10 protein-coding genes are annotated in these 10,140 nt (G+C 65.7%); 8 read left to right on the forward strand and 2 right to left on the reverse strand.

Features of this window, described 5'->3' with window-relative positions; translation table 11 throughout:
• On the reverse strand, positions 1-384 hold a 384-nt coding region (locus Mlute_RS12235; RefSeq protein ID WP_147371083.1), incomplete at its 3' end, for an amidohydrolase family protein.
• A gap of 181 nt (positions 385-565) precedes the next feature.
• Between Mlute_RS12235 and Mlute_RS12240 the strand changes: the two genes are divergently transcribed.
• Entirely contained in the window at positions 566-2,392 is a 1,827-nt protein-coding gene (locus Mlute_RS12240) for a 2-oxoacid:acceptor oxidoreductase subunit alpha (protein ID WP_119360907.1), read from the forward strand.
• A 10-nt stretch (positions 2,393-2,402) separates the two neighbouring features.
• Positions 2,403-3,452, forward strand: a complete 1,050-nt coding sequence (locus tag Mlute_RS12245; RefSeq protein ID WP_119360908.1) for a 2-oxoacid:ferredoxin oxidoreductase subunit beta — start codon at positions 2,403-2,405, stop codon at positions 3,450-3,452.
• A gap of 5 nt (positions 3,453-3,457) precedes the next feature.
• On the opposite strand, the gene Mlute_RS12250 is transcribed toward Mlute_RS12245, so the two are convergent.
• The gene (locus tag Mlute_RS12250) at positions 3,458-4,243 is read right to left on the reverse strand and encodes a YdcF family protein (protein WP_245958965.1); all 786 of its coding nucleotides are present in this window, start codon (positions 4,241-4,243) and stop codon (positions 3,458-3,460) included.
• A gap of 69 nt (positions 4,244-4,312) precedes the next feature.
• On the opposite strand from Mlute_RS12250, the gene Mlute_RS12255 reads away from it, so the two are divergent.
• From Mlute_RS12255 to Mlute_RS12280, 6 genes are all read left to right on the forward strand, one after another.
• Complete coding sequence (locus Mlute_RS12255) at positions 4,313-5,434, forward strand: acyl-CoA dehydrogenase family protein (protein ID WP_119360909.1); 1,122 nt, start codon at positions 4,313-4,315, stop codon at positions 5,432-5,434.
• A gap of 15 nt (positions 5,435-5,449) precedes the next feature.
• Positions 5,450-6,058 carry a pyroglutamyl-peptidase I gene (locus tag Mlute_RS12260; RefSeq protein WP_245958966.1) on the forward strand — a complete coding sequence of 203 codons (609 nt, stop codon included), beginning with the start codon at positions 5,450-5,452 and terminating at the stop codon, positions 6,056-6,058.
• A complete protein-coding gene (locus tag Mlute_RS12265; RefSeq protein ID WP_119360910.1) occupies positions 6,055-7,236 on the forward strand; it encodes a lipid-A-disaccharide synthase-related protein in 1,182 nt (393 codons plus the stop codon). Before Mlute_RS12260 ends, Mlute_RS12265 begins: the two co-directional genes overlap by 4 nt.
• A 5-nt stretch (positions 7,237-7,241) precedes the next feature.
• On the forward strand, positions 7,242-8,123 hold the full coding sequence (locus tag Mlute_RS12270; protein WP_119360911.1) for a glycosyltransferase family 2 protein: 882 nt from the start codon (positions 7,242-7,244) through the stop codon (positions 8,121-8,123).
• 178 nt (positions 8,124-8,301) lie between these two features.
• Complete coding sequence (locus tag Mlute_RS12275) at positions 8,302-9,474, forward strand: MFS transporter (protein ID WP_119360912.1); 1,173 nt, start codon at positions 8,302-8,304, stop codon at positions 9,472-9,474.
• A gap of 47 nt (positions 9,475-9,521) precedes the next feature.
• On the forward strand, positions 9,522-10,097 hold the full coding sequence (locus tag Mlute_RS12280; RefSeq protein WP_245958967.1) for a hypothetical protein: 576 nt from the start codon (positions 9,522-9,524) through the stop codon (positions 10,095-10,097).
• Positions 10,098-10,140: the final 43 nt, after the last annotated feature.

The raw sequence follows: 10,140 nt of genomic DNA on the forward strand, positions 1-10,140 counted from the left end.
CACCCAGCCCTCCTCCACCGCCCGCTTGAGCCCAAAATCGGCCCCTGCCGCGTCGCGGACGGTGGTGAAGCCCCGCCGGAGCATCCCCCGCATGATCTCCGCCGCCCGGAGGGCGTTGTAGTGGGGCGAGGCGTTCAGGAGCTCCCGCAGGTTGGCGGTCCAGGCCAGCACGTGCACATGCGCGTCAATGAGGCCAGGCATAAGGGTAAGGCCACCCAGCTCGAGCCGCACCCCCCCCTCCGCTTGGACCTCGGGCGGCTCGAGCCCAGCAGGCTGAACCCGCTCGATAAACCCGTCCCGCACCACCACGCACATATTCGGCAGCAGCCGGCCCGCCCGCACATCCAGTAGGCCCACCCGGTTCAGAAGCAACAGCGAGGGCATGCCCTAGCCTACCACCCAGCTTGTGGCTTTTTTCCCATAAAAAAGGGCCGGGGGTCACGCCCGCGGGGCCCGGCATAGGGTAGGATAGAGGAGCCAACCAAGGCCTGGCCTGGGAAGCAAGGCTCGGGGGACCCCCAGAGCCCCAAAGGATGTTAGAGTTGGGCCTACCGAAGGAGGAGCCATGAGCGTTCTAGAAAGGGCGCAGGCCGCCCCAACGGCCCCGCGTCCGCCCATCGTCAACGACTTTTCCCTTGTCGTCGCCACCGCCAATGGCACCGGGAGCCAGACCGCAAACCTCACGCTGTTGCGGTCTTTTTTTAGGCTGGGCATACCCGTCCACGGCAAGAACATCTTCCCCTCCAACATCCAGGGCCTGCCCACCTGGTACCACATCCGGGTGAGCCATGAGGGCTACGTCGCCCGCAAACCCCCGGAGATTCTGGTGGCCTTCAACCCCGCCACCGCCCTGGAGGACGTACAAACCCTCCCCCCAGGAGGGGTCTGCCTCTACCACACCGACCTGCGGAACCTACCCCAGCGGGACGACCTCATCTACTACCCGGTGCCGGCCTCCGAGCTGGTGGCCGGGATTGAGGTACCGGTCAAACGCAAGTCCTACCTGGCCAACATGGCCTACGTGGGGGTGCTGGCCTGGATGCTGGGGGTGCCCCTGCCGGTTATTGAAGAGGCGCTGGCGGTGCAGTTTGACCACCGGGCCAAGCTGGTGGAGGACAACCTCGAGGTGGTGCGCCGGGCGCACGCCTGGGCCAGCGAACACCTGACCAAACAGGACCCCTACCGCGTAGAGCCCATGAACAAGACCGAGGGACTCATCCTGATGACCGGCAACGAGGCCGGGGCCCTAGGCGCAGTCTTCGGTGGGGTGAGCGTGGCCGCCTGGTACCCCATCACCCCCTCCACCAGCTTTATGGACGCCCTGCGAACCTTCCTCGCCAAGCTGCGCAAGGACGAAGGGGGCCACCCCACCTACGCCATCGTCCAGGCCGAGGACGAGCTGGCTGCGGCGGGCATTGTGATGGGGGCGGGCTGGGCCGGGGCCCGGGCCCTCACCGCCACCAGCGGTCCCGGCCTCAGCCTGATGGCCGAGTTTGTGAGCTACGGCTACTTTGCCGAAATCCCCGCGGTCATCTGGGATATCCAGCGGGTGGGCCCCAGCACCGGCCTACCCACCCGGACCAGCCAGGGGGATGTGGCCTTTGCCTACACCTTGGGCCATGGCGACACCAAGCACCCCATCCTCCTCCCCTCCTCCATAGAGGAGTGCTTTGAGTTCGGCTGGAAGGCCTTTGACCTGGCTGAGGAGCTCCAGACGCCGGTCTTCGTGCTCTCCGACCTAGACCTGGGCATGAACAACTGGATGGGGCAACCCTTCACCTACCCCGACCGGCCCATGCAGCGGGGCAAGGTGCTGAGCGCAGAGGCCCTCGAGGCCCGGGGTGGCTTCGCCCGCTACAAGGATGTAGATGGCGACGGCATCCCCTACCGCACCCTGCCGGGCACCCCCCATCCCCAGGCGGCCTACTTCACCCGCGGCAGCGGCCACAACGAGGAGGCCCAGTACAGCGAGCGGGCCGAGGACTATGTGCGCATCATGGCCCGCCTGGCCCGCAAGTTTGAGACCGCCCGCCAGCTGGTGCCTCCCCCGGTGGTGGCGCACACCCCTGGGGCCCGGCTGGGGGTCATTGCCTACGGCACCACCCGCTACGCCATTGAGGAGGCCAAAGACCGCCTGGCCCAGAAGCTGCCCTTCAGCTTCCTGCGGCTGCGGGCCCTGCCCATCGGCCCTGAGGTGCGGGCGTTCGTGGCCGCCCACGAGCAGGTGTGCGTGGTGGAGATGAACCGCGACGGCCAGGTACACGGCATCTTGCAGGCCGAGCTACCCGAGTTTGCCTCCCGCCTGCGCTCGGTGGCCTACCTGGACGGGCTGCCCCTAACGGCGGAGTGGGTGATGACCCGGCTCACCGAGGAAGCCCAGCGCCCCATGTGAGGAGGTCCCTATGGAGAACCCCCCGATCAAGACAAACCCCCCTCTCAGGCTCAACACGGTGGGCCTGAGCAAAAAGGACTACGACGGCGCCCCCAGCACGCTGTGTAAGGGCTGCGGCCACAACAGCATCGCCAGCCAAATTGTCCAGGTGGCCTACGAGCTCAGCCTGAGGCCCCACGAGGTTATCAAGCTCTCCGGCATCGGCTGCTCTTCCAAGTCGCCGGCCTACTTCCTGGGGATGTCCCACGGCTTCAACGCCCTGCACGGGCGGATGCCCAGCGTGGCCACCGGGGCCCTCTTGGCCAACCACACTCTCAAGGCCATCGGGGTTTCAGGGGATGGGGACACCGGCAGCATCGGCCTAGGCCAGTTCAAGCACCTCCTTCGGCGCAACCTGCGGATGGTCTATATCATCGAGAACAACGGGGTCTACGGCCTCACCAAAGGGCAGTTTTCGGCCACCGCCGAGAAGGGCCTGACCCTGAAGTACGCTGGGAAGAACCCTTTTCCCCCGGTAGACCTATGCATGGAGGCCATTGTGGCCGGTTGCGGCTTCGTGGCCCGCAGCTTTGCCGGGGACGCCAAGCAGGTGCGCGAGCTCCTGAAAGCCGCCCTCTCCCACCGGGGCACAGCGGTGCTGGACATCATCAGCCCCTGCGTGACCTTCAACAACGAGGACGACAGTCCGAAGAGCTACAGCTACGGCACCCAGCACGAAAAACCCCTGCACGAGCTGGGGTTCATCCCTCCCAGCGAGGAAATCGTGATTGAGCCGCTCGAGCCCGGGGAGTTCCGCCTAGTGGAGCTCCACGACGGCTCACACATCCGGCTGCGCAATCTGGGCCCCGACTACGACCCCACCGACCGGATGGCCGCCCTGGCCCGTCTACATCAGGCCCAGGAAGAAGGCGAATTCATCACCGGCCTGCTCTACTACGACCCCAGCCGGCCTAGCCTGGCCGAGGTGGAAGGGCTGAGCACCCCGCTGGCCCAGCTGCCACCCGAGCGGCTGCGTCCCTCCCAGGAGCGGCTCTCAGAGGTGTTGCAGGCCTACCGCTAGGCCCTTCACAGCCAACCTTGAAGGCGGTACTTCAGCAGGCCCAGGTACTCCCGGGTGATGGGGGTGAGGGCCAGCAGACGGTCGGCGGGGGTGGGTAGGGCCAGGTCAAAGCGGGGCTCGCTCGAGGGCACACTCCACACCTCCAGCCCCAGCTTGCGAAAGGCCCCCACCGCCCGGCGGCTGTGGGTGGGGGTGGTCACCAAAAGGATGCGGCGGTAGCCCCGCGTCCGGGCCAGCTCGGCCACCGCCAGGGCCTCGGTGCGGGTGGTGCGCATCTCCGGAAGCAGGACGACCTCTGGGCCCGCCGCGCCGTAAAGCGCCCGCACCCGCTCCAAGGCCACCCTGCCTAAGGAAGGGCACCTCGCGTCGCCGAAAATCTCCCCCACGGTATCGGAGAGGGTGATGCGGGGGGCGTAGCCCTGGCGCCAGAGCTCCAGCCCCTTTTCCAACCGGGCCAGGGAGCTGGCCTCGAGTTCCCCCGCCCCGCAGTGCATCCCCCCACCTAGGATCACAATCAGGTCGGCTTCCCGCGGGGCCTCCCGTACCACTAGGCCCTGGACCAAAAGAGCCGTGAAGGGGGTAAAGAGAACCGCCCCGGTAAGGAGGGCCAGAAGGCCGCTGGCCCCTAGCAGGAGCCGAAAGGTGAGGGGAAATAGGCCCAGCGAGGTGCCCAGGAGCCAAAGCAGCCCCGTGGGGAGGAGGCCCATCTCGGGGTTGAGGGTCAAGCCCAGGGGCAATAAGAGGAGGCTGAGGCCCGCAGCCACCAGAACCCGCGCCCGTTGATCCAACACACCTGCCATCGTACCAGCCCAGCTTTTTATATCGTTTTTCCTTCACTAAAGGCGTGATACGATACATGCATGCCCACGCTGACCACTGAGCAAAAGATGGTGCTGGAGATGGTGCGCCAGGTCTCCCGCGAGGTCCTGTGGGAGCTGGCCCCCGAGTACGACCGCACCGGCGCCTACCCCTGGCCCCAGCTAAGAAAGCTCGGCCAGCTCGGCCTTCTGGGTATGACCACCCCCGAGGCCTGGGGAGGGGCCGGGCTGGACTCGGTAACCTGGGCCCTGGCCCTGGAGGAAATCGCCGCGGCTGACCCCAGCGTGGCGGTCATCCTTTCGGTCACCTCGGGCCTGCCGCAGTACATGCTCCTGCGCTTTGGCAGCGAGGCCCAGAAGAAAAAGTACCTGGTGCCCCTGGCCAAAGGGGAGTGGATCGGGGCCTTCTGCCTTAGCGAGCCCCATGCCGGCTCTGATCCGGCCTCGCTCAAGACCCGCGCCCAGAGGGTCCCCGGCGGCTGGCGGCTGGACGGGGTCAAAAGCTGGGTCACCTCGGGAGGACAGGCCCAGGTCTACGTGGTCATGGCCCGCAGCGAGGCCGGCATCAGCAGCTTCATCGTGGAGAAGGACAGCCCAGGCCTTGGCTTTGGCCAGCCCGAGGAGAAGATGGGCCTGCACGCCGCCCACACCTGCGAGGTTCGGCTGGAGGGGGTCTTTGTCCCGGAGGAGAACCTGCTGGGCCAGGAAGGCCGGGGGCTGGCCCAGGCCTTGGCCGGGCTAGACTCGGGCCGCATCGGAATCGCCGCCCAGGCCGTGGGCATGGCCCGGGCGGCCTTTGAGCTTGCCCGGCGGTACGCGGACGAGCGCTTTCAGTTCGGCCAGAGGCTGAGAGAATTCCAGGGGGTGAGCTTCAAGCTGGCCGAGATGCACACCCGCATCGCCGCGGCTCGAGGGCTGGTGCTCGAGGCCGCCGCCAAAAAGGACCGGGGGGAACGCTACACCCTGGAGGCCTCTACCGCCAAGCTCTTTGCTTCCGACGTGGCGGTGAGCGTGACCCGCGATGCGGTGCAGATTCTGGGGGGCTATGGCTACCACCGCGACTACCGGGTGGAGCGCTACTACCGCGACGCCAAGGTCACCGAAATCTACGAGGGCACCAGCGAGATTCAAAAACTCATCATCGCCCGGGAACTCTACCGCTAGGGTATACTCTGCCCCGTGAAGGCCCTGGTCACCGGCTTTGAGCCCTTCGCCGAACACCCCCACAACCCCAGCCAGGCAGTGCTGGCGCTGCTGCCCGAGCGGGTGGGGGGGCTCGAGCTGGTCCGGGCCACCCTACCGGTGGACACCGAGCGGGTGCGGCCCATCCTAAAGGGGCTTTACCGGGAGCACCAACCGGCCGTGGCGCTCCACCTGGGCCTGGCGGCCGGCCGGCCCCTGGTCTGCCTAGAGCGGCTCGCCGTCAACCTCCTCGAGTTTGACCTCCCCGACAACGGAGGGCACCTCCTGCAAGGCACCCCCGTTCTACCCGAGGGCCCACTGGCCCTGCTCACCCGGCTGCCCCTGCGGGCCATCCAAGCCCGCTGGAAGGAGGCGGGCATACCGAGCACGGTGAGCAACAGCGCGGGGCTTTACCTGTGCAACCAGGTCATGTACCTGGCCCTCGCCTGGCTGCCTCCAGGGGTGCCGGCCGGCTTCATCCACCTGCCCCCCGACGAGACCCTGGCCCTCGCCAGACCCCAGGCCTACGTGCCCCTCAAAACCCAGGCCCAAGCGGTGGTGCTGGCCCTGGAAGAGGTGCAAAAGTCCATTCCCCCCGGACCATGACCGACCTCCTCATCATCTCTGGCGGGAACGCCGAGGACCTGATTGGAACCACCCTGGCCCAGCACCTTCAGGACCTCCGGCTGGCCGCCCTGCCCTTGGTGGGGCCGGGCCAGCGCTACGAAGGCCACGTGGAGCGTATCCTGGGCCCCCGCAGCCAAATGCCCTCCGGCGGCTTCCCCTTCAACAGCCTGGAAAACCTGCTGGCCGACCTCAGGGCCGGCTTCCTCTGGGAGATACTCCGGCAAGTCCGCGCTGCCCAGATCGCCCGCAAAGAGGTGCGGGCGGTGGCCGTGGTGGGCGATGCCTACGCCCTGGCCATCGGCGTGTTGGCCTCAGACTGGGGGAAAAAACCGCTCTTCCACCTCCAACCCCAGGTCTCCTACTACTACTGGGACGGCCGAAGCGTCTGGGAACGGCTCAAACAGCCCAACCAGTTCGCCGCCGAGGACTACATGTTCTACGAGCGCTGGATGCACCGCTTTGTGCAGGCGGTCTACGTTCGGGACAAACCCAGCGAGGAGCGGGCCAAGAGGCTGGGCATGCACAAGGCCCGCTTTGTGGGGGGAATGGCCATGGACACCCTAGGGCCCCCCGAGCGCGAGCTAGAAGGGGTGCTGGACGGGCGCAGGGTGCTGGTGCTGCTGCCGGGCACCCGGGCCGATGTGCGCTTCAGTCTGCCCCTGATGCTGCAGGCTGCCGCCCTTCTACCTGAATTACAGCCCCTGGTGGCTTGGGCGGGCGATTTTTCCCAGGTGCCCCTGGCCGAGGGCTGGTCCTTGCACTTGATGGACGACCAAACCGCCGTGGCCCAGCGAGACTCCCAGCAGGTCTGGCTGTTGCGAAACGCTTTTTCGGCCATCCTGCACGTGGGCTATGTGGCGGTAGGCACGGCCGGTACGGCCAACGAGCAGGCCGCCGGGATGGGCCTCCCGGTGGTGGCCTTCCCCACGCCGGGGCCCCAGTACATCTACCCCAACGCCCTGCGGCAAAGCCGGCTCCTCGGAAAGGCCCTGCGGCTGGTGGAGGCTCACCCTGAAAAGGTGGCCGAGGCGGTGCGGGTCTTCCTAAACGACGAAAAGGCCCGCCAGGAGGCCCAGCAGGAAGGTCTGGAGCGCAACGGGCCAAAGGGAGCCTTACCAACAATTGCCCGTGAGATTCGCACGGCACTGACAAGATAGACGCTATGTCCCCTACCATTCTGGCCCTGGTGGTCACCCACAACCGTAAGAACTTGCTGAAGGAGTGCCTGAACTGCCTTCTAGGGCAAAACCACCCTGTGGACCGCATCTTGGTCATAGACAACGCTTCCACCGACGGCACTCAAGGGATGGTGGCGCAGCAATTCCCCCAAGTCGAATATGTGCGGCTCTCAGAAAACCTAGGGGCGGCAGGGGGATTCCACCATGGTCTGGCCATCGCCCGCGAACTGGATTACGACTGGATATGGCTCCTGGACGACGACGCCCATCCAAAACCAGACAGCTTGCAAAAGCTCGTGAACGGGTTGGAACGCGCGCTGTGCCTGGGCAAAACCCCGGACCTACTCCTCAGCCACCTGGTCTGGCTGGATGGGCGAACCCACCCAATGGGCATCCCCTGGCCCGATCTTCGGCGCCCCCTTCTGCTGCTTAGGGCTTGGAAGCACAGGCTCGTCCCAATCCGCTTTGGTACCTATGCCTCAATGCTGGTAAGCCAGGTCGCGGCCCGAAAGTATCCTCTGCCCACGAAGGAATACTTTCTTTGGAACGACGACCTGGAGTACTCGGGAAGGATTCTTCGGCGAGGTCTGGGCTTTTTGGTCAAGGATAGCTTGGTGGTCCATAAAACCCGCAACCCGTTCAGTTCGGCCATAAGCTCCACGGATGAGCAATTTTACCTAGAGGCCCGCAACCGGGCCTGGCTGGTACGCTCGGACGCTTTCGGGCCGCTTGGGAAGGCGTTCTGGGTCCTCAACAGCCTGGGGGTATTCCTGGCCAGGCTGCGCGTTCGGGGATGGCGAGGAATCCACATCATCGCAAAAGGATGGCTAGAGGGCTTCCGAAACCCCCCTCCTGCCAACCATTAATCTCACCGCCCCCTACCAAAGGCTAGGTGTAAAAGCAGGCCGCGGGCGCTCCAAAAATTCCTTTCCTAAAAGGCCGTGCGCGAGCTGAGCCTGGTAGAATAGGCCCCGGCCGTGCTCCTATGTCCTTTTTGGTGGGAAAGCGCGCCAGGGCAAGCAGCCCGCGGTAGTCCGGCCCGTTATGAGCCTTTTAGAAAAGCTCCCTTGGAAACAAAAGGCCCTCGCGCAGTTTGCGGGCATTCTTTGCACGTTGGGCCTCACAGAGATGAGCCGCTCGGCGTTCTTTTGGGTCTTCCTGCCCTTTTCCTCCAAGGAGCTGGGCCTAAGCTTGAGCCTGATTGGGCTGGCCTGGGTGGTGCACTCCTTGGCCGAGGCCTTTAGCCGGGGGCTGGGCGGCTACCTCGTGCAGCGGCTTGGGTTTGGCGTGGTCGCGGCCTTCGCTGGGTTGGTGGGCCTAATCACGGTGATTGGAACCGTTTCCTACCCCAATGGCTGGCTTCTCCTGGGCAGCACCCTGGTCTGGGGGGTAGCCATCTCTGCGCTCCAGCCGGGTTACCTGACCTACTCCAGCCGGGTCGCGGTGCCCGGCCGGGAAGGCCGGGCCATGGCCTACGCCCACTTCCTGGTAATGCCATGGATAGGCCTGGGCTGGGTCTTGGGAACCTTTTTCACCCGCAACCTCCCCGGAACTGGCGGCTACATGCTCATGGTCGCCTTGGGGCTAGCCACCCTCCTCGGCCTGGCCAACCTGCGCGTCCGCGAGCCCATCCCCAAGCAGGGGTTTCGCCTGAGCCAGCTCCTGCCCATCCTGGTAGTCGTACCGGTGGCCTTCGCCCAGACCTTCTTGCAAAACCTGTTCAACCTGGTGATCCTCAAGTTCACCTTTAATGTGCTCCTCTTTACCGAGTGGCAGCTTTACCTGGCCATTGGCCTGGGGGCTGCAGTGGCCTTTGTGAGCGCCGGCTTTCTCGGCCGCCTGCCCGACCGCCGAGGGCCGCTCCTGCCCCTGGTGGGCAGCCTTGGAGTGTTGGCCATGGTCTTCTTGCTCATCGCACAAAGGCCCACCTACGGCCAGTTCTTAGGCCTCTGCCTGCTGGGTGGTGCGGCCTTCGCCACCTTTGTGCCGAGTTGGAACGCTTTTTTGGTCCGGCTGCTGCCGGTGGAGAACCGCGCAGCCATCTGGGGTTCGCTGATGGTGGTGGAGGGGCTTGGCGCCGCCACGGGGCCCGCGGTGGGAGGATTCCTCTGGGACTGGCTGGGGCCCAGGGGTCCATTTTTGGGAGGGGCCTTGGTTTGCTTAGGGCTGGTGGTCTTCTACCTGGGTCTGTGGCGCTTTGGCGCAGGTAAAAGGTAGGTCCGGCCTGGACTTTCTCAGAGTTGTTTGGGTTAACCTCAAGCAGTATGTTGCGGTTTTTTCTGGTGCTGGGCGCTTTGGTCGGGTGGAGCCTTGGGCAAGGGGCCCAGGTGGACGAGCGGCGCATCGGGCCGGAGGGCGGAGCCCTGCGAATACCCGGCATCCAGGTATGGGTACCCCCAGGGGCCCTTCACACCCCGGTGCGTTTCCGCCTCGAGCGGCTCCAAGCAGTGCCTACCTCTCCTCCCCAGGACGAGGTCTTTTTCATCCAAACCCTACCCGAGCGAGAGGTGGTGGGCATCTACCGGCTCTCCTCCGGCGCCACCAGCTTCCTAAAGCCCCTAGAGATAGAATTGCGCGTCAACCCCCCCTACCGGCCTGGGGGACGGGTCATTCGAAGCGTGGTCTACATCTGGAACGGCAAGGGCTACATCAGCGTCCAGGTTCCCAGCAACCGGGAAACCCTAAGCCTCTCCCGGCTCGAGCTGGGCCCGGGAGCGGGGGCCGGAGGCTACCCGGCCGGCCTGGTGCTGGCAGCTATCCGGGCCCCGGAGGAGAACCTGCTGCGGGAGTGCCAAAGCCGGGGCGGGCGCTGGACCGGCACAAGCTGCGAGCGCCGTTAGGGGCCTCAGCCCACCCAGAACCCCCACCGACCTCCCTCCAAAC

The organism is Meiothermus luteus (genome assembly GCF_003574085.1).
In the GTDB taxonomy this organism is placed as follows: domain Bacteria; phylum Deinococcota; class Deinococci; order Deinococcales; family Thermaceae; genus Meiothermus; species Meiothermus luteus.